This is a genomic window from Bradyrhizobium rifense (assembly GCF_008123425.1).
GTDB classification, from domain to species: domain Bacteria; phylum Pseudomonadota; class Alphaproteobacteria; order Rhizobiales; family Xanthobacteraceae; genus Bradyrhizobium; species Bradyrhizobium rifense.
In genome coordinates this window covers 1-19,299 of sequence record NZ_VSSS01000078.1, presented here as the reverse complement: position 1 = coordinate 19,299, position 19,299 = coordinate 1, and the positions used below count along the sequence as shown (strand labels likewise).

At 59.3% G+C, this 19,299-nt stretch carries 19 protein-coding genes and 2 pseudogenes; 14 read left to right on the top strand and 7 right to left on the bottom strand.

Going from position 1 to position 19,299, the window contains the following annotated elements; genetic code table 11:
* Positions 1-127: 127 nt before the first annotated feature.
* A complete protein-coding gene (locus FXB40_RS41415) occupies positions 128-1,450 on the bottom strand; it encodes a ferredoxin reductase family protein (protein WP_148778031.1) in 1,323 nt (440 codons plus the stop codon).
* 286 nt (positions 1,451-1,736) lie between these two features.
* On the opposite strand from FXB40_RS41415, the gene FXB40_RS41410 reads away from it, so the two are divergent.
* Together FXB40_RS41410 and FXB40_RS41405 are read left to right on the top strand one after the other, a co-directional pair.
* Positions 1,737-2,459: a cytochrome c oxidase assembly protein gene (locus FXB40_RS41410; RefSeq protein ID WP_148778030.1), complete on the top strand. Its 723-nt coding sequence runs from the start codon at positions 1,737-1,739 to the stop codon at positions 2,457-2,459.
* Positions 2,456-2,968, top strand: coding sequence for a CopD family protein (locus tag FXB40_RS41405; protein ID WP_148778029.1), 513 nt, complete (start codon positions 2,456-2,458; stop codon positions 2,966-2,968). The genes FXB40_RS41410 and FXB40_RS41405 overlap by 4 nt, the downstream gene beginning before the upstream one ends.
* Here FXB40_RS41405 and FXB40_RS41400 read toward each other — a convergent pair.
* Entirely contained in the window at positions 2,932-3,444 is a 513-nt protein-coding gene (locus tag FXB40_RS41400) for a DUF2231 domain-containing protein (protein ID WP_148778028.1), read from the bottom strand. The two genes, FXB40_RS41405 and FXB40_RS41400, sit on opposite strands and share 37 nt — an antisense overlap.
* Before the next feature lie 54 nt (positions 3,445-3,498).
* On the opposite strand from FXB40_RS41400, the gene coxB reads away from it, so the two are divergent.
* From coxB to FXB40_RS41370, 4 genes and pseudogenes are all read left to right on the top strand, one after another.
* Positions 3,499-4,188 carry a cytochrome c oxidase subunit II gene (gene coxB, locus FXB40_RS41395; RefSeq protein ID WP_148778027.1) on the top strand — a complete coding sequence of 230 codons (690 nt, stop codon included), beginning with the start codon at positions 3,499-3,501 and terminating at the stop codon, positions 4,186-4,188.
* Positions 4,185-6,725: a cytochrome c oxidase subunit I gene (gene ctaD / locus FXB40_RS41390; RefSeq protein WP_148778026.1), complete on the top strand. Its 2,541-nt coding sequence runs from the start codon at positions 4,185-4,187 to the stop codon at positions 6,723-6,725. Before coxB ends, ctaD begins: the two co-directional genes overlap by 4 nt.
* 502 nt (positions 6,726-7,227) lie before the next feature.
* Entirely contained in the window at positions 7,228-7,461 is a 234-nt protein-coding gene (locus FXB40_RS41380; protein ID WP_148778024.1) for a hypothetical protein, read from the top strand.
* Positions 7,462-7,822: 361 nt separating this feature from the next.
* Positions 7,823-9,174 (top strand): annotated as a pseudogene (locus FXB40_RS41370) (metal-dependent hydrolase family protein).
* 573 nt (positions 9,175-9,747) lie between these two features.
* Here FXB40_RS41370 and FXB40_RS41365 read toward each other — a convergent pair.
* Positions 9,748-9,933: a hypothetical protein gene (locus FXB40_RS41365; protein WP_148778022.1), complete on the bottom strand. Its 186-nt coding sequence runs from the start codon at positions 9,931-9,933 to the stop codon at positions 9,748-9,750.
* Positions 9,934-9,962: 29 nt separating this feature from the next.
* Positions 9,963-10,286 (bottom strand): annotated as a pseudogene (locus FXB40_RS41360) (DUF1269 domain-containing protein); the annotation flags it as partial.
* A gap of 398 nt (positions 10,287-10,684) precedes the next feature.
* On the opposite strand from FXB40_RS41360, the gene FXB40_RS41350 reads away from it, so the two are divergent.
* Together FXB40_RS41350 and FXB40_RS41345 are read left to right on the top strand one after the other, a co-directional pair.
* Positions 10,685-10,906, top strand: coding sequence for a hypothetical protein (locus FXB40_RS41350; protein WP_148778021.1), 222 nt, complete (start codon positions 10,685-10,687; stop codon positions 10,904-10,906).
* 120 nt (positions 10,907-11,026) lie between these two features.
* Complete coding sequence (locus FXB40_RS41345) at positions 11,027-11,272, top strand: hypothetical protein (protein WP_148778020.1); 246 nt, start codon at positions 11,027-11,029, stop codon at positions 11,270-11,272.
* Between the two features lie 528 nt (positions 11,273-11,800).
* Here FXB40_RS41345 and FXB40_RS41340 read toward each other — a convergent pair.
* Positions 11,801-12,223, bottom strand: coding sequence for a hypothetical protein (locus FXB40_RS41340; RefSeq protein ID WP_148778019.1), 423 nt, complete (start codon positions 12,221-12,223; stop codon positions 11,801-11,803).
* A gap of 19 nt (positions 12,224-12,242) precedes the next feature.
* On the bottom strand, positions 12,243-12,464 hold the full coding sequence (locus FXB40_RS41335; protein ID WP_148778018.1) for a hypothetical protein: 222 nt from the start codon (positions 12,462-12,464) through the stop codon (positions 12,243-12,245).
* A gap of 201 nt (positions 12,465-12,665) precedes the next feature.
* Between FXB40_RS41335 and FXB40_RS41330 the strand changes: the two genes are divergently transcribed.
* Complete coding sequence (locus tag FXB40_RS41330) at positions 12,666-13,415, top strand: hypothetical protein (protein WP_148778017.1); 750 nt, start codon at positions 12,666-12,668, stop codon at positions 13,413-13,415.
* Positions 13,416-13,571: 156 nt separating this feature from the next.
* Positions 13,572-14,456 (top strand): hypothetical protein, encoded by an 885-nt coding sequence (locus tag FXB40_RS41325; protein ID WP_246208265.1) that lies wholly within the window; start codon positions 13,572-13,574, stop codon positions 14,454-14,456.
* A gap of 674 nt (positions 14,457-15,130) precedes the next feature.
* On the opposite strand, the gene FXB40_RS41315 is transcribed toward FXB40_RS41325, so the two are convergent.
* Positions 15,131-15,370 carry a hypothetical protein gene (locus FXB40_RS41315; RefSeq protein WP_148778015.1) on the bottom strand — a complete coding sequence of 80 codons (240 nt, stop codon included), beginning with the start codon at positions 15,368-15,370 and terminating at the stop codon, positions 15,131-15,133.
* A gap of 116 nt (positions 15,371-15,486) precedes the next feature.
* On the opposite strand from FXB40_RS41315, the gene FXB40_RS41310 reads away from it, so the two are divergent.
* The 4 genes from FXB40_RS41310 to FXB40_RS41295 all read left to right on the top strand — a co-directional run.
* On the top strand, positions 15,487-15,837 hold the full coding sequence (locus FXB40_RS41310; RefSeq protein WP_148778014.1) for a hypothetical protein: 351 nt from the start codon (positions 15,487-15,489) through the stop codon (positions 15,835-15,837).
* Between the two features lie 3 nt (positions 15,838-15,840).
* Positions 15,841-16,761, top strand: coding sequence for a non-homologous end-joining DNA ligase (gene ligD / locus FXB40_RS41305; RefSeq protein ID WP_148778013.1), 921 nt, complete (start codon positions 15,841-15,843; stop codon positions 16,759-16,761).
* Between the two features lie 227 nt (positions 16,762-16,988).
* On the top strand, positions 16,989-18,236 hold the full coding sequence (gene nhaA / locus FXB40_RS41300; RefSeq protein WP_148778012.1) for a Na+/H+ antiporter NhaA: 1,248 nt from the start codon (positions 16,989-16,991) through the stop codon (positions 18,234-18,236).
* A gap of 436 nt (positions 18,237-18,672) precedes the next feature.
* Positions 18,673-19,299 (top strand): chloride channel protein (locus FXB40_RS41295; RefSeq protein ID WP_187437494.1); only part of this gene is annotated, 627 nt, incomplete at its 3' end.

Sequence of the window (19,299 nt, the reverse complement as noted above, 5' to 3'; positions counted from 1 at the left end):
CAAACCCGGTCGCGCTTTTTGCCTACCCAGCCACGCGCAAGACTGCGAACAAAACCGACATCAGGATCACGACCAAGCCCGTTACCAGGACCAGCCGGTCTGCAAACAAGCGGCGCATCGGAATGTCCTACACAAAGCTGTAGCGTTCGGAATGATACTTAGACATAGGCACGTTCATTTCGCCCAGGGCTTTTTCGATCGCATCCATCATGACGTTGGGCCCGCAGATGAAATATTCATGATCTGCATATGGCGGCATCAGATGACGCTTGAATATCTCCGAACTGATAAAGCCGGTTTCTCCGGTCCAGCCATCTGGCGGTCTTGAGAGCACATAGACGACGGTCAGGCTGAGTCGCGCCTTCAGCTCTTCGAGTTCCTCTCGGAAGGTAATCGATTCCCAGTCCTGAACACCGTACAGTAGAACGACGGGGCGCTGGTCCGCTCGGTCGGCAAGCGTGCGTATCATGCTCATCATTGGTGTTACGCCGATCCCGCCGGCGACAAGCACGTGCATGTCCGCAGGGTTGCCGATGGTGAATGCACCGTAGGGGCCGTCGAGATACACGCGTTTACCGGCCGGGACCGTGTTTATCTTGCTGGTAAAATCGCCCAGGTTTCTGATCGTCATCTCGACGAATCCATCCGTCGCCTCCGCGCTTGAGGAGAATGAAAACGGGTGCGCCGTGATTGCGAACGGGCTGTCCCACACCGTCAACCACCCGAATTGACCCGGGCTGAACCGAAAGCCAGGGTGCCTGTCTGGCTGCATCACCAATGTAAAGGTGTCACCGCGTTCCTTGCGTACTTCCGCAACACGGTAGGGCCGACGCAGCATGAAGAGCGGCTTGATAATGCGCACATAGATTAGCAATCCGATCCAGAAGACCGTCAGGCCGATCCACAACAACCGTTTCCAGGGATCAGCCAGGTAGAAGCCCGACCCAACCATGTGCACGATCCCCGCAATAATAGCGACAACCGCCAGCACCACATGGATCAGATGCCAATTCTCGTAGGACATCTTTAACGCCACGCGCCAAAGGGCCGTCACCACCAGCGCGATCACCGAGGCAATCGATACGAGAGCGAAGTGAGCGGTCAGCGGCGCTTCGAGCATATTGGACGGCGCAAGCAACTGCGGCTGAACCGCGACGAGAATGATCGGATGCGCAACGACCAGCCCCGCCGCCATGAGTGATATCTGACGATGAAAATGATAGATAACGTCTTCGCCCCAGGGCTCGGTAACATAGCGGAAGCGCGCTGTGAGGCCGAACTGGAGACCCATCATCGCGAGGCCGGAATAGCCGAAAGCGATCGAGAGCTCCGTCCAAAAATCGCGCAACGGGGGGTGGGAGCCCACCAGAAGCGCGAACAGGGGAGCGAGAATGAACAGCAGGTAGACAACGAGCCAGACGGCGCCGCGCTGACCATAGAGAAGCTGCATCAATCCATCCCATTTGACGCGATGGCGTTGCGAACCCTACCACCAAGGCCAGCGGAGACCCCTCGGGAACAACAGCCGATTCTTTAAGGATAAATACTGATTTCGGGTCCGGTATTCGCCGCTAACATGTCGGCTCGAACGACGTGAACGATGCGTCCGGTCTCCCGCAGTGCGGCGTGTCCAACCCGCCGACGTGGACTCTACTTTCTCTCTCGTACCGATCTGGTTAGTCTCTCATCTTGAATGAGCGTTATTCCCTGCAGCTATCCTCATTGGTCGGGGTGCCATGCCGGAGTCCAAGATCGCCTATTGTGGCCCCGCCGCTCTTCCGGACGACCTTTGGACGCGCTGGAACTTGGATCCGTTGCTACTCGCTACGCTTGTTACCCTGGCGATCGTGGTTGGCCGCTGTCGATCCTCGGAGGCCCGAGCTGGTTTCGGCGCAATAGGCCTGTTGCTGCTTATCTTTGTCTCGCCGCTTTGCGCGATGTCCTCGGCGTTGTTTTCTGTTCGGGTACTGCACCACGTCCTGCTGATCGCCGCTGTAGCACCGCTACTGGCTCTGGCTTTTCCGCGACGGGCGGTCGGATCGTTGCCAATCGTGGTGCTCGTCGCTGGACACGCGATCACCCTCTGGCTCTGGCACACGCCGGGGCTCTATACTTGGGGCCTTGCGAGCGTGCCGGCCTATTGGCTGATGCAGATGACGCTTCTCGGAAGTGCCTGGTTATTGTGGCGAGCGATCCTGGTGCCGTCCACATCCGGCTCCGCGCTGATTGCGTTGGTAGCTACGATCGGACAGATGGGCCTTCTCGGTGCGTTAATCGTTTTCGCGCCCAGGCCGCTCTATCTCGTACATCTGGCAAGCACGGCAAGTTGGGGGCTCGAGCCGCTTGCGGATCAGCAAGTGGCCGGTCTCCTGATGTGGGTACCCGCGATGCTGCCTTATCTGGGGGTCGGGGTCTGGATTGCGTGGTCCAGCTTGAGATCGAGCGAGCCGGCACTGTGACAACCTTGCTGAAATTTGTGCATCTAGGTGCGATCGCGCTCTGGTCAGGCGGGCTGATCGCACTGCCTTATCTGTTTTGGCAACGCCGGACGCTTGAGGCAGGCCTGGATCTTGACCGGTTGCACCGCGTCACACGGCTGGTCTATGTCGAGTTAGCCTCTCCTGCGGCATTTGTAGCTATCGGCAGTGGGACGGCGCTAATCTTCCTGCAGGCCACTTTCGCGGAATGGTTTTCGCTGAAGATGGTGTTGGTGGGGATCATGGCGATGCTGCACGTCGTCGCCGGCCTGATCCTCATGCAATTGTTCTTGCCCCAGCGAAAGTTCACCAAGCTTTCCTACGTTTCACTCATGAGCGCCTACATCGCGTTGATCGGCGCTATTCTCTGGATGGTGCTGGCCAAGCCGCACATTGATTCTAACCAGATCGCCGCCCATCTGTTCGAGCCTGGCGGACTCGGGCGTCTGGTGCATCAACTCCTCGGCGAGACCAGAATGCCGACGCCATGATCAAACACGAGCTTGCCCCCGTGCCAGCCAGCAAAGCCGACCATCACGGATGCAAGAGCCGACAGCGCAAGGCCATGCGGCAAGATCGATTGGGTATCGACGAGACGCAGCCCCCAATTGGCCCCAGCGATCGCAACGAGAGTCATTGCCGCCACGGCATGGGACCAGCTCGCTTCAAGAAGCCGGATACCGCGCACCAGCAACAATTCTCCAGTGCCGACGATGCTAGCGGCCACGGCGCTCCAAAAAGCCATGCCGGTCGACCACAGGCCGACGCGCGCCCAGAACGCATCTCCCGACCACCAATAGAATACGTCGACACCGAGCGTCGCGATCACGAATGCGATCGGGAAATGCACCATCATGACGTGAATCGGGTGCCCGACCAACGCTACCGCAGATCCAACATCCAATCGAAGCAAATCCAGCATGACCGGACTGTGAGCATCGGAGGTGAAATCGTCTCGTTCTGCCATCGTTCGCTTCCTTCACGGTGGAAACAATCTCGTTCGGGCCGGCATGGTAATCTAATGCGGCTGTCTGTCCAACTCGGAATAGCCTCAACTCTCCCAGCCTGCACGGGCCCCCTGTCGACGCTGGATCCCTCGGGACCTGCTGGCGCTTCGATCGCAACGCTCTGGTGGGTGATGCTGACCGGCGCGAGCGTTCTATTTGTGCTCGTGATAACGCTATTCCTGCTCGTCATCTGGCGTCCTGGCTGGGGCGCGGGTGTATCGCCGGGACGCTGGTTGGTGCTCGGCGGGTTGGTTCTGCCGGGCATCGTGCTGATACCGCTTGTCGCCTATGCGTTGATCGCCGGCGAGAGTCTCCTGCCGTCACCCGGACACACGCCGCCACGGATAGAAGCCGTGGCGCGCCAGTGGACGTGGACGTTCCACTATCCCGATCACGGTGGAGTGGAGACGCGGAACGTCTTGCATATGCCCGCCGGCACACCGATCGACATCTTGGTTTCCAGTCAGGACGTTATCCATGCCTTCTGGATTCCCCGCTTTGCCGGCAAGATCGACGCGGTGCCGGGGCATGTTAACCGCTTGCGCATTCAGGCCGATCGACCCGGCCGGTACGCCGGCCAATGCAACGAATTTTGCGGCCTCGGTCACGCAGGGATGCGCTTCGATGTCGTCGTCGATCGCCCGGAGGAGTTCTCCGCAGCACTTGCGCGGGCGGCCGCTGCAGAAGGGTCCGAGAAAAAATGAGTGAACCCGTCGACCCTCTGTCGCAGGGCACACCGGCACTGCGGCTGCATCGCCAGCTCTCAGCGATCTGGGCAACCGGGTCGGGGCTTCAACGCCTTGCTGCCGTCAACCATTCCGTGATCGGCATGCGCATGATGATCACGTCTTTCGCGTTCTTTGCTATCGCCGGCGTGCTCGGCATGCTGACGCGCGTTCAACTCGCGACTCCCAACTCCCCATTCATGACATCGGAGACCTACAACCAAGTTTTCACCATGCATGGATCGATGATGTTGTTCCTGTTTGCCATTCCCATGGTAGAGAGCTTTGCAGTCTATCTGACGCCGAAAGTTCTTGGCGCTCGAGACTTCGCCTTCCCGCGACTGACGGCCTATGGCTACTGGTGTTACCTGTTCGGGGGCACGATCCTGACGGTAGCGTTGGTCGCTGGAGCCGCCCCCAATAGCGGCTGGTTCATGTACACGCCACTGAGTTCGAACGTCTTTACGCCCGACATAAATTCGGACGTATGGTTGCTCGGTGTAACCTTCGTTGAGATCTCCGCCCTGTCGCTCGCGATCGAAATCGTGGTGTCGATCTTGAAGATGCGCGCGCCTGGCATGTCGCTCGATCGGATGCCGATTTTCGCCTGGTACATCCTGGTCACCGCGATGATGATGATCGTCGCCTTTCCGCCACTTATCCTCGGCTCAATCCTGCTCGAAGTGGAACGCGCGTTCGGTCTGCCATTCTTCGACCCCACCCGTGGCGGGGATGCGCTGCTATGGCAACATCTGTTCTGGCTCTTCGGCCACCCCGATGTTTACATCATATTTCTGCCGATGGCCGGCGTGCTATCGACGATCATCCCTGTCTTTGCAAGACGGCCCTTGGTCGGCTATCGCGCGATCGTCGTTGCTATCATCGCGCTCGCCTTCCTGAGCTTCGGCATTTGGGTGCACCACATGTTTACGGTGGGCATTCCGCACCTCGCGCTCGCCTTTTTCTCCGCGGGCTCAGCGATCGTCGCGGTGCCGACCGCGGTGCAGGTCTTCGCCTGGCTTGCCACACTGGCACACGGTCGGCCGCGATGGGACGTGCCGATGCTCTATGTGTTCGGCTTCTTCTTCATTTTCGTGATGGGCGGCCTGACCGGAGTCATGCTCGCCATGGTTCCGTTCGACTGGCAAGCCCACGACACTTATTTCGTCGTGGCCCACATGCACTATGTGGTGGCCGGCGCGCTCGCCTTTCCGATGCTTGCAGCGTTTTACTACTGGATGCCGTTGCTGACCGGTCGCACCGCCGTGCATCGGCTTTCAGTCCCGGCGTTCTGGCTGGTCTTCATTGGATTCAACATGACTTTCTTCATGATGCACCTGACCGGACTCCGCGGCATGCCCCGTCGGATCTATACTTATTCCGGCGATGAAGGCTGGAATTGGCTCAATCTGCTATCTTCGATCGGCGGGTTCGTCATGACGATCGGCTTTGCGCTGGTGGTTATCGACCTGTTTGTCCAACTACGTTACGGCAAGCGCGTGCGGCGCAACCCGTGGGATTCGACGACGCTCGAATGGGCGATGCCGATCCCGCCGGCACCATATGCATTCGCCTCGATCCCGGATTTTGGAACAACGCGAACCGATTCGACCGTGCCAAACGATCTCACGCTGTCACTGGCGCGCGGCGAAGGCTATCTCGGCTTCGCGCGCAACGGATGGCAGGAGACGCTCGGCGTACATAAGACATCCGGTGTCCCGGACCAACTGATCGTGTTGCCGAGCCCGACCTATCTGCCGCTTTACACCGCACTCCTGACGGCCGCTGCGGTTCTGGCCATGCTGTTCAAATTCTACCTGTTGTCCCTTGGCTTTGCGCTCGTGACCGCCTGCCTTTTCGTGCTCGCCGGGCAGAGCGCCGGCCTCCCCCGAGACTACGGTCCGTTACCTGTCGGCCGTGGTGTCAGTGTGCCGCCCCACACGGAGGTGGCGGATGCCCCGGCGTGGTTGGCGCTGATCTGCGCGCTAGTGGCCGACGGCACGTTGTTTACCTCCCTGCTGTTCGGGACTTTCTATCTTTGGATCTCTGCCCCGAATTGGACGGCGGCAGTTGCGCCCGAGCCAAGCCGTACACTCGCCATCGGCGCTGTCGCGGCGCTCGCGGTAGCCGCTGCGACGTCACGTGGATCACTGCGAGCGGCGACAGCTGGGAGCGGCGCGAGTGGCTGGATTGGGCTCACCCTGCTGGCACTGCTCGCAGCTATTGCCGCAGCCGTCGGGCAGATTGCCGATATTGTTCCTCATCCGCGCGAGCATGCGCTTGGTGCGACTGCGGCAGCCCTGATCGGCTACGTCATTTTACATGGGGGTATCGGCCTTCTTTTCCTTTTTAGCAACACCCTGCGCCTCCGGGCCGGCTTCATTTCGCCGCGGCGCGTGCTGGATCTACGGCTGACGCGATTATGGTTGGACTATACGTGCGTTACAGGAGCCATTGCACTGGGCCTCGTTCTCGCACTACCCGCACTCGTCACCGTAGTGGGGGCTCGACCGTGAGCGAGCGGCCCATATCACCAAGGCAGTTGTGGTGGCTAGCCGCGGGTTTTACCGTCTGGTGCAGTGCGCTGGTTAGTCTCTACGGGATACACGGTATCGGTTGCGCGTTTGCCTGGTCGACGGGCTCATTGCGATTATCACTTGCCGCCACTCTCCTCGCGCATTTGTTGGTACTGGGCTGGATGTGGCGCGCAACTGGCCGCGCGGGGCTAGATTCTGGTTTCGGTGAAACCCAAGCATTTCTGCAGTGGGTCGTCCTGGGGACGCTCATCACCTCGCTCGTGGCGACCGTCCTTACCTTTGGTCCAGCACTGTTGCTCGCCACGTGCATCTAACAGGAAGTCGCCTGCATAGGCGTCCGCTGATGTAGGGGGGTGTCTTTCTATCCTCACTTGCTCGCCATCCACGACGTTGCAAGTATTTTCGTGTTGCTGGTAAAATAACCTGATGAAACTATCACGCTCGATACAATGGACATCAACATAGGTCGCAGGAGGTGGAAGTGCCGACTGAAATCAGGATCGAAGGCAACTCGCCATATCTGCTCCCGCATGTGGATCATGTCTCGGCCATGGCCCACGGTGAAAACGTGGATTTGATAATGTACGTGGCGCTGCCTGGGCATGCAGATTTGGAGCAGGTTTACGTACAACTCGGTCCTTCCGCCGCAGACGATCTCTTGGCTCAGTTAAGTCGTGCGGTCGCCGAGACAAAGAAGGACCGTTCAAAGCCATAGACGCGGGATATGCTCGTAAAAGTGCGCAGCGAACAGATCGAAGCCACATAGCCGATCAATGAGTGGTTTCCCGCGGCTCATTCTTTTTGCGTCCCTTCTTCAGGGTGCGACCGGTTTCTTGCGATCGCGTAGCGGACCAGTTCGGCTGTTCGGCCGAGCTTCCGCATCGCTGATGCGCGATGAGTCGTAATGGCTCTTGGTGGGCTTCTAGCCGACGGCGTTAGCCGCGGATAGGGATGCCCCGTACGTGCGCCTAGGGTTTCGCCGGATACAACAAGGATCACGGGGCACTAGCTTTCTATGGGCCTTTGCTTGGCTGGGACGGTGAAAGTCCTACGGCTGACTTGGTGAGGGCGAGAACATGTTACGAAAACTGATCTGCGCAAGTGCCGTCTGCTTGACGTTTTCAGCCCAGTCGCTCGAAACGGCGCGGGCGCAGGAGCGATCCGGGGTCACTATCTTCGAGGATGTCCGAATCTTTGACGGGAAGAACCCAACCCTTTCTGCTCCGTCGAATGTCCTCGTTCGAGGGAGCATCATTGAGCGCATCACGACAGACCAGATCCCAGCCGATCGGCGAGCCGATACTCAAATCATTCCGGGAGGCGGCCGCGTCTTGATGCCCGGCCTCAGCGACATGCATTGGCATGCGATGCTGGTAAGGCCCACGCCCACTCATTGCTCTCCAGCGATTTGGGCTACACCACCCTTCTGGCCGGCGCGGAAGCAACCGCAACGCTCATGCGCGGCTTTACGACTGTGCGGGACATGGGTGGCCCAGCCTTTTCCCTCAAACGGGCGATTGACGAGGGAGTGCTCCCAGGTCCGCGCATCTATCCTTCAGGCGCTGTAATCACAATCACCGGCGGCCACGGAGATTTCCGTGAACTCATCGATTTGCCGAGAGTACCCGGCGCACCCCTCAGTCGTGCCGAAGAGATCGGCGGATCCAGTATTGCGGATAGCCCCGACGAGGTTCGGAAGCGAGCGCGGGAGCAGCTCATGCAGGGTGCGTCGCAAGTCAAGCTAACGGCCGGCGGGGGCGTAGCGTCACCCTTTAGCCCGCTCGACGTCACGACGTTTACCGAGGATGAACTCAAAGCCGCCGTTGAGGCGGCTTCTAATTGGGGCACCTACGTCGCCACCCACGCTTACACGTCAGCCTCGATTCAGCGCTCTATAGCAGCGGGCGTGAAGGTCATCGAACATGGCCATCTGATGGACGAAGCTACGGCCCGACTGATGGCGGAGAAAGGCATCTGGCTGAGCACGCAACCGTTCACAGATCTGGGCGGCGCTGCGGTTCTTCCGCCCGCACAGCAGCAACAGATGATGCAGGTCGTGAACGGAACCAACCAAGTCTACAATTTCGTCAAGAAATACAAAATCAAAACCGCATTCGGCACCGACATCCTGTTTTCGAAGCAGCTTGCAGAGCATCAGGGCCAGGGAATCGTCGATCTGACGCGATGGTTCACGCCGGCCGAGGCACTGATCATGGCAACTTCGACCAACGGAGAGCTACTTACCCTGTCAGGCCTCCGCAACCCCTATCCGGGCAAATTGGGCGTTATTGAGCAGGGAGCGCTGGCGGATGTTTTGCTTGTCGATGGCAATCCGCTGGAGGACATCCGTCTCGTAGCGGACCCGGCGAACAAGTTCATCGTGATCATGAAAGATGGGGTAATTTACAAGAATATCGTCCCAAAATAGCCGCGGCCCGGTCCCCATCCGCTCTGAGCCAGAGCGGTACGGGGTATTGACGGTGTGATCGGCAAAAGTCGCTTCATCTTGTAATGCATGCGTGAATACAGCTGTAGGACGGCGTCTATCAATGCAACGACCAACGGACGGGTGATCTCTTCGTGGGTCCGCGTGGCCAACTCCGCGCTGCTTACCGCGATTGATGAGTGATTTCTCCGGAATGCGCGATCGTTTGCGCGCAGCCAGCTTCGGCCGCGAGCCATTCGATTGAGCGTGTTCCCGGATATTGAAACAGAAGAAGAGTGCCAGGACGTGATTGCGGCTGGGCTCATGCCCGGCCACGCCGGTGTGGCCGCAGATCAAATGGCAAATACCAGGTACAGCCCAAACTTCGGAGCGGCTTCCGGGTCCGGCGCGTCGATTCCCAATTGCATCATCCGCACCATAGTCACGGGTCGAGCGGCCGGATTGAATGCCTCAAAGCTCGCCGCCGCCAAGCGACACAAACAATCCCGAATGACCAGAGTACGCGGATCGGCGCGCTACTTCCGATTTTCAGAGCGCAATACGCTCGACGGTCAGTCATGTGTTTGATAAGGATCGATTGCGCCGGATAATTTTGAGAACGAGCAAGGCTGCGCCTGCCAGCAGAAGCACCGCCCCCAACACCGCCAAATCGGTGTATGAAAACGTCAGCCCAGTGGCCAATAAGAGCAGCCCAATCACCAGCAGTCCGACACCAGCCAGCTTTTTCACAAGTAACGACAAGGCGCCTCTCCCTTTCGAGCAAAACTATCCTAGGTCGCCGGCGGCATCTCGGGTGGGCTTGCCGCCGCCTTGGCGAGAGCGTCCCGCAACTTCTGTTCCTTGCTGTCATCCAGGGACGTCTTTAGGACTACCCCACCTGCATCCTGGATTTCTCGCAGAACCTTGTCCGCAGTCATGTTCTTGATCAGCAAGAACAAGGCTGCGCTACCGGCATCAATTTTTCCAGAAACCTCCTTCATGAAGGCGTCATTAATACCGAAGTCGGCCAATGCTCCTCCGAGTGCTCCCGACGCAGCACCGACGGCCACACCGATCAATGGGTTCAAAAACACCATTCCGATCAGCAAGCCCCAAATGTTAATCGGTGCCGAACTCGGCCAGTTGAACTAACGGCGGCAATTCGTTTCGCAACTTACCGAATCTGCGTTGGGGTCGGGTCACGATCGGCGCCGATGGTGACCCCACCCTAAGGAGGCTTTCTTAAATTCCTTCAGATCGATACCGCCGCTACCTCAAGCGACGTGACCCCGGCGCCGATTCACAGCTAGCTACGTGAAGGTGCGGGACCGTCGCGCACTAACGGACTTGCTGGCGCATCGGCGCAAGGTGCTCGCCCAGCTGCAAGCCGTGTCGGGCATCAACCCAGAAAACGCTATCAACGCAATCCAGAGGAGTTGGCGGTGATCGAAGCCGGCCTCGAAGAACTTGAACCTCCGCCCGGTTCTCTGCCTGAGAACGAGTGGAGCTAGCGATGCGGGTCAACAAGATCAACTGGGACAAAATCGGCCGGGTAACCGAGCCGGGTCGATATAGATGCTTTTTCGGATATTTGACCGTCACGTCAGAGGACATTGAAGTGTGGACGCGCTACCCCGACGCGACGTTCACCTTGATCGCGCGGCCGACGACTGAGCAGTCGCTGGGGGACGATTACCGCCTAGGCGCGTTCGACATCGGCGATCGTCAACAGTAGGCGCGCTCCGCGATGCGGCCTAAGGACTGAAGCATTGCAGTCCATTGGAACCTAGCCGCGCAGCTTCGGTTGACTACGTGTGTGGCGTTCTGCGGCCCTTTGCCAACTCAGGAGGTGAAGGTGGCAAAAGCTCTTATTTCAAAGGCAGACCTCGAACTCATTGCGCTTCAGGACATTCGTAGCTTCCCTGGCTCCGAACATGTCATCTCAGTGGAAGTTGAATGCGAGGCCCATCAACCGCAGGGCATCAACTGGACACTGTGTGTCACAGCGGCCGACGGAGGCGATCTCGACCGTATTCAATATGCCGCCAAGGTCACAAGCGATCGGTTGAAGCGCCGATACGATCTTCGGCTGGCTTCCTAGGCAGCACGATCAGCCGCGGTGTCCCGCTAAAAATCGGATTGCGAAAAAGGCGCCGACCCTACCGCAAAGGTGACGATGATTGCGAAGATAGCCCTCAGCTTCTCAGACACAGTGGCACGCTAATTTCGGACGCGCCTCGGCGCCCCGTCCCAACTTCTTCGATGATCCTCTCGACGTCGGGCAGCTCGCACCATCGGTCCTGTTGCACTCGCAAGGCATGCCGGCGCCACTGGCACCCGCTCGCCTTGTCGCTCCACGGTCGATCGGGATGGTTCTCGCATACCCAGCCGAGGCCGTGACAAGCTGGACAATCTGGGTTAGTCAAAGAACAGACCTCCGATCAGTTTGATAAAGCTGATGACGAGGCCGGAAAAGCAAAGAGCAATGCATAGGTCGACGAGCAAAAGCAGATGCTCGCGATCCTCGTCATGCATCTGCCACCGCAATCCACCTCTCCCTTATCGATAGCCCGCTAAAGCTCTTTCCGCATAGCACCCGGGAGGCCGCCTTGCCTGCGAGCGATCGGACCTACCAGGCGCGCCGCACTACTCGGGGCCGCGAGGGCGGTCTCGTAGAAACCCGGTTGGCGATCGCGAGCACTGCGGCTTCGTCAGTTTCGAGCGCGATCTTCTGGGCGAGCATCACGTCTCCAGCTGCCAAGGCTCGCTCGGGCAGGAAGCACCACCCCACTTTAGGCTCGTTTTTTTCATCAAGCTCCCAAACGTTGCTCATCGTGCCCTGATGAATTCGGTATCGTCGGCCGGTATGAGAGCCAGTGACTTCGAAAAAGCCATTGGCATCAAACTCAACCCGCTGATCCGGCGACAACCAATCGCGAAGAAGGCGACGCGCACGCGCCTCCGATCCATTTTGCTCGATAAAGCTCCGATAGAATGCACGCACAGCGCGCGCACTCGCACTATCGGCACCTCTGCGCCTGAACAAAAACACTTGCCGTACCGCGAGGGTTCTAACCGCCGACCAAGCGCGGATAGAACAGCGTTTCGATCGCTGTTGGATCAAACGACCGTATCGCGTGGAGATCGCCGTCTTCCGTTCGGGTGGCCGCGGTAAATCCAAGGCCAGTCAGCTTTTCGAAGCGCCGCTCAGCCTCGGCCAACTGCTTGTGGTCATCTTTCTCAAAAAAATGTCTGCTGTCGCCTGTGTGGTCCATCACGATCTGGGTAGCCATGGAGAGAACTCCGCAATGCCTAGCCTCTGATGAGGAAAGAAACCTCGCGGCCCTGAATAGTGTTCCTAAATTTCGACGCGCTTTTCCAGCAATGGCGGTAGTCTGGCGACGCTCAAAGTTGACAAAAACCTGATCCGCCGCGATCTAACGCCGGCGCAGCGCGCGAAGCTGATCGCGAAGTGGAAGACGGCTTGTGAAGCCGTGCATCCGGAGACGAAGAAGGGTGGCGATCGGCGATCTAAATCTCAAGTTGGGATTTCGAAAGCTGAAGCCTTCGTTGCAGACGCGGCCGCGAAAAGCGGCCGCTCCCGGACGGCAGTCGCCCGCGCTGAGGCGCTGGGCGCCGATCTCGATCGTGTTTCAAGACGTCGCGTACCAATCGTCAGGAAATGGAAAGAGAGGCCAGTCGCTTTCGGCGTTGTCGTTCGCGGCGACGGGTTTGCTCGCAGCTGTAGTATCGGCGACGGACCTCTCCACCTCGGCGGCACTCGCCTCGGTGCACGCGGCGCACCAGAAATCGATTTGCATGAACAGCTCCCACCGGAAGCGCGATTAATTTGCAGCGTTCTCAAAGAGTTCGATCCAAACTTAAGGATACGAAAGATACAGGTCAGAAGCCAATGGAGTGGCAGGGCAGCGGTTCCTCCGGCGCTTGCCGAAATCGACGAAAACCTGATGCGTGCCGATCTGATGGCCGCCGAACGCGCAAAGGTGCTGAAGGCACGCAAGAAGGCGTATCAGGACGCACATCCGGAAACGAAACGAGGAGGCGATCGGAAATCCAAGGCGATCACAGCGACAAATTGTCGTACTCCGTTCACGGCCGATACCGCAGCCAAGACGGGGCGTTCTCGAAAGTCTGTTGAACGCGACCTCCGGGGCTTGCTTCCCTCGCCGCGTTGCCCTGCCCGGCAGCGCGGCTTCTTTGGTCAGCCAACCGGTCCGTTCTAATGCCGAGAAGGAAAACCGGCATTATGGAACCATGACGTGTGCTTGGACTTGAAGGGGCGAAGAGGAGGACTTCGCATGAATGGAATCATCTACCTCGTTGGCCTGATTGTCGTCGTCATGTTCATCTTGTCTCTGCTCGGGCTTCGGTAAGACGTCATGGCCATTGAACCGCTCTCCGCGATCGAAACCGAGACTGCACCCGCATCCAGCCTAACGAGGCCGTGGGGTTTGCAGTGGACGCCCATCCTTGTCGGAGCATTCGTCGCTACGGCATTGTCTCTGATACTGATCTCATTTGGAACGGCGCTCGGACTTGGCATGGCCTCCGCTGCGCCAACCTGGAGAGATGCTTCTGTTGCCCTATGGTTGTTGTCGGGGGTGTACCTGATCTTTCAGTCCCTTATCACTTTTGGCTGCGGCGGTTATTTCGCGGGGCGCGTGCGGCCGCCCTACGTTTCCGCAACCGATGATGTCGAGACGCGCGACGGAATGCATGGTGTTGCTGCCTGGGCGTTAGCTGTGGTCATCGGAGCCGTCCTGACCGCGTTGATAGCGGGCGCTGCGAACCGTCCGTCCGCAACGACGCAACCTCCCTCTGCTACCGAACCGTCGGTTCTAAGTTACGAACTGGATCATCTCTTTCGTGCGCCCCGGCGGCCGCCGAACGTTGATCTTACGGGTGAACGTGCTGAAGCCGCGCGCATTCTGGCAACCGCTTCCAGTCACAGCGGCGTCCTCCCCGAAGATCGCACCTATCTTGTTCAGCAGGTCACCGCACTGACTGGGCTTGCAGGGCCGGACGCCGAAAGGCGAGTGGACACGACGTTGGCCAATGCAAAGGGCGCGATCTCGAGGGCTCGTGCGGCGAGCATCATTATCGCCTTCTCGGCCGCTGCAGCGTTATTGTTCGGGGCTGCGGCGGCTTGGGCTGGCGCGGAAGCTGGAGGCCGCCATCGCGACGGCGAGCCGATTTCTGAATGGATGGCTCATTCCAATCGATGGCATAAGAGCCGTGTCGCAAATCCCCGACCACTGCCCTAGTCTCTAACTGATCTGCAACATCGTCGGCTTGTATCGCAAAATTGGACGTAGTACCGACGTTGAGCCGAGGCTAAGAGCGAACTCGACGAGAAAGGCCCACCAGATTGCTCCTTACCGGCGGCGGTAGGCCGCCAACTGTGGCCTTACTCTCTGCGGCGTTTCCTTGATGAGCTGTGGAACCCCCTGTGCCGCGTCCCGATTGACAACACGCCATGCATCGCCACCGATGTTGGCGGGCCCCGGTCTAAATGCCCCCAGGCCTCCAGCCGGGGCCGTCTCTCCGCCGAGAGACAGTGGCGGCCTTAGAGCAGGTTTAATGTGGCTTTTCCGGCTGCTGACTCTCGGGCCTGACAGTCTTATTGCTATCCGGCATCTTGTCTCGGCCCTGATCTCCATTGTCGTCTTTGCCGCCAGACGTGGAGGTCCCGCTGCCGCTACCCGAACCAGAGGACATGCCGGTGGTGGCTTGCGGGTCTCTGCCCGGGGCCGTCGAACTGGCCGCGGGATCACCGGCGACTGCTCCTCGCCCGCTTGGGGCGCCGGCGGGCTGCGCCGAGGCACTGGCAGCCGACAGGATAAGCACAGCGGTCGCGATCGAATGTAGCTTGTTCATAGTGAGCTCCAGCGCTGTTGTGGCCTTGGTCCCGCTAATCGGCGACGGGCAAGGTCTGTTACTATCGACGAACGGTCTTTTTCGCTTTCATCTTTTTCGCGGACTTCTTCTCGACCCGCACGCCCTTGAATTTCTTTGCAGCTTTCTTCGCCTTGCGCGGCTTCTTGACGGCCATGAACTCGCCCGACGATCTGTCGCGCTTGGTCCATCCCAAGGCGCCGCCGATGGTCGTCTTGGTCTGAGAGCGCTTCTTCACCGCGCCTTTGCGAGCGTTGTCACCGGTCGGTTTGTTGACTGCCATGTTTCCTCCATTGAGCCGCCTGCTGTATCAAAGCGCTGGCGCAACAGGCAGTTCCAAGCGCTGGAACGAATCAGCCGACGTCAAATTGAATCCCGGTTCGTTGCGTGGAGTTGCTTATGCGTCCGTCCAGCTGGCTTCCGTCGATCGTCCCGAACGGTGACCAGACCGTCTACTTGGTCGCAGACGATTTCGGCCGAAATGGCAGCGCTTGGCGCGAAGCAGATATCGAGACGGCGGATCTGGAAACCGTCATTCAGGACCTGCTGGCCGGAGAGTATCGAAAGCCGATCAGGGTTGTCGCGTTCAACACCGCCGAACGCTGGTCGGAAGACGTCTCCGAGGACATTGCCCGAGAGATACAGCGTCGCTGCAACCTTCAACTGAGCGACGTCCCCTCGTACCTTCAGGAATTTGTGGATCGCTATGCGCCTCAAGACCTGCCGCAATTCACACTGCGCCTGGTTTAAGCGATGGCCTTCCCGCGCAAAAAGCCGGAAGCACTCGGCGTCAAGTCGCCGCTTCCCGGCTTCATCGCGCCGGCGCTGGCGACGTCGATCGAGCGCGTGCCGGCCGGTGATCGCTGGATCCACGAAATCAAGTTCGACGGCTACCGCGTCCAGGTTCATCTCGCCAACGAAACCGTCAAGATCTACACGCGACGTGGTCACGACTGGACCCGCCGCTTCAAGAAGGTCGCTGCCGACGCCTGGCACATCAAGGCGAGTTCGGCCGTCATCGACGGCGAGATCGTGGTGCCGGCCGCCGATGGCACCACCGACTTCTCCGTCTTGCAGAATGAGCTGAGGGGCACCTCGACGAAGATTGTCTTGGTCACCTTCGACCTGCTGTACCTCAATGGCCGAGATCTACGAAAACTCCCTCTGAGCCAGCGCAAGGCGGAATTGAAGAAGATCATTGCCGGCACGGACGTGCAATTCAGCGAGAGCTTCGAAATCGACGGGCAAGAGATGTTTGTCCATGCCTGCAAGATCGGCCTCGAGGGCGTCGTCTCCAGGGTGCGTGACAGCGTTTACCCGACCGGCCGCGGCAACAACTGGGTCAAGAAGACCTGCGCCCAGCGCGAGACCCTGACCATCGCCGGCTTCGCGCTCGACGAGGGCAAGTGGGACGGCATTTATCTCGCGCGGCGCAAAGGCGACGACCTGATCTACGCTGGCAAGGTCGATCACGGCTTTGACAAGACTTCTGCCGCCGAGTTGCGACGCCGGCTGGAGCCGCTGGTTCGCAAGACGCAACCCTACGCAAAGCGGATCGCTCACAAGGGCATCTGGGTTGAGCCGAAGCTGCTCGCCGAGATCGAGTACCGCGCCAAGTCGGCGGAAGGAAAGGTACGCCACCCCTTCTTCAAAGGCCTACGGGACGACCTGTGACAACCGCGCCGGAAGAAGCCAACAAGTCGTGCCCTGACCCTCGATAATTAGGCATGACCGCAATGGCGGCATCGGACTTGATAGCGCACATCAGCCACGTCGTTGACCCATCGCAAACGTCGCGGTTGCGTTCTCGGCCCCGTTCTGTAGAAGGGCTGTGGGTGCTCGCTGCATGAGGCAGTGACAGGTTAAGCGATGGTCGGGCCGCCACGCGGAGCGTGTGCGCCATGAACGATCGATTTCCCCATCAGAATTCGCCAAGCAAAGACCTGCGGAAAATTCTACCTCTTGTCGAGCGGGCCCTCGCGACACTTCAACATTTCCTGCATGTCGAGGCCACCGGCGGTATTGTGCTGCTCGTGGCTGCGGCAGCGGCATTGCTGTGGGCCAATTTACCCTTTGCCCAGTCCTATCACTATGTCTGGAACCTGTCGGTCGCGCTTCGTCTCGACGGGTTTGTCTTCGAGAGGCCACTGCATTTCTGGATCAACGACGCGCTAATGACGGTGTTCTTTCTCGTCGTCGGCATGGAGATCCGCCGTGAAATTTATGAGGGCGCGCTAAGCAAATTGAATCAGGCCATTCTGCCTGTGCTGGCGGCCCTCGGCGGGGTCGTCGTTCCTGCGCTGATCTATCTCAGCTTCAACGCCGCTCCGGGGCGCAACACTGGCTGGGCGATACCAACTGCAACCGACATCGCATTTGCCGTCGGCGTGCTGGCAATGCTCGGAAAATCCATTCCAGGCAACGTTCGGGTCTTTCTCCTGGCGCTTGCCATCATCGACGACATCATCGCGGTTCTCATAATTGCGCTATTCTACAGCAGCGGGCTCCAACCCAACGGATTTATCGTCGCAGCTGTCGGTGTTCTCGTGGCGTTCGGCCTACAATGGCTCGATTTCCGCTCCGCGCTCGTCTACGTCCTACCAGCCTTTATCGTCTGGGCCGGCTTCCTCGTGGCTGGCGCGCATCCGACCCTTGCAGGCGTTCTACTCGGCCTGATCACGCCAGTCCGCTCGGTCGGTCTAGAAACGGTGCCGCCCGTCGTCCGAGTTGAGGCTGCGCTGCATCCCTGGGTGGCCTACGTAATCATGCCACTGTTCGCGCTGGCGAATGCTGGCGTCGATCTGAGGGGCATCGAGTTCGATGGCAGCGCGCAGTTCGTGGCGTTGGGCATAGGGCTTGCGCTTTGTGCAGGGAAACCGATCGGTGTGATCGGTGCAACCTGGCTCGCCGTGCGTTTGGGGGGATGCCGGCTGGCCGCCGGCGTGTCGTGGGCCGGCGTCTGCCTGATCGGGCTTCTGGCTGGCATCGGCTTCACCATGTCCATCTTCATCGCCATGCTTGCGTTTAACGACGACAGGCTGCGGGACGCTTCAAAATTCGGCGTGCTGCTCGGCTCGCTGATCTCCGTGACACTCGGTCTCGGATGGGGATCCGAATACGCCCAACGGCAGCGAAAAGCCAAGCAATGAAAGCTTGTGGCCCCGGAGCCCGAGATTGTCATACTTTCCGGCTGGTTGGGTTCTGAATGCGGACAGACTTGGCGAAGACATCCTCAAATCAGCAACCGAACTTCGACTCCACATTTGAAGCTTTGAAGACTGTAAAACTCCGCTAAATCAAGCGACAGAATGCGCTTAAACTTGTCGAAAGAGTGGCGCCGCATCAGTCGGCGAGTGTATTTACAGGCGGCAGCGGCTTCGTCGGCTGGATCACGAATCGATGCGCTCGTGAGAAGCAAATCGCCAAAACCAAAAAGCCTATGGTGACCAAGATCGTTCCCCGCATGAGGCAATCTTAAGCCAAACTCAGCATAAACCAATATGACCGAAGTCTAAGGCCCTCTTAGCGGCGTCCTCTAACGAACCCCTTGATTTCGATTTTGATCCCACCGAAGTTTCCGCACTCATGACGCTCCTCTCGAATCGCCAGAAGCGGATATTCAAGATCACCTCCGCGCGATGGCAGCGGCGAGCGATCTTTCTGCTCGGTGGGATCGCGGTCGGCGCTGCGGCGGTGGCGCTGGCGCAGCTCGCCGATCTCGCGCAGCAGGCCTTTTTGCTCCTTTTGGACAAGTCGCGTTACGCCGTGCTGGCGGTGACGTCGCTCGGCTTCATGCTCTCGGCCTATTTGACCATCCGCCTGTTCCCGAACGCGCAGGGCAGCGGCATTCCGCAGGCGATCGCTGCGCGGCATCTGAGCGATCAGGCGGCGCGCGAGAGCCTGGTTTCGATCCGGATCGCGATCGGCAAGATGATCCTCACGCTGTTCGCGCTCCTCTGCGGCGGCTCGGTCGGGCGGGAAGGGCCGACCGTTCAGGTCGGCGCCTCCATCATGTTCGCGCTTGGCCGCGTCTCACCACGCCGTCAGCCCGGGCTGATTCTGGCCGGTGCCGCCGCCGGCGTTGCCGCGGCCTTCAACACGCCGCTCGCGGGAATCGTCTTCGGCATCGAGGAGATGAGCCGCGCTTTCGAGACCCGCACATCCAGCCTCATCATTGCTGCCGTCATCGCAGCCGGCCTGACGTCACTCGCG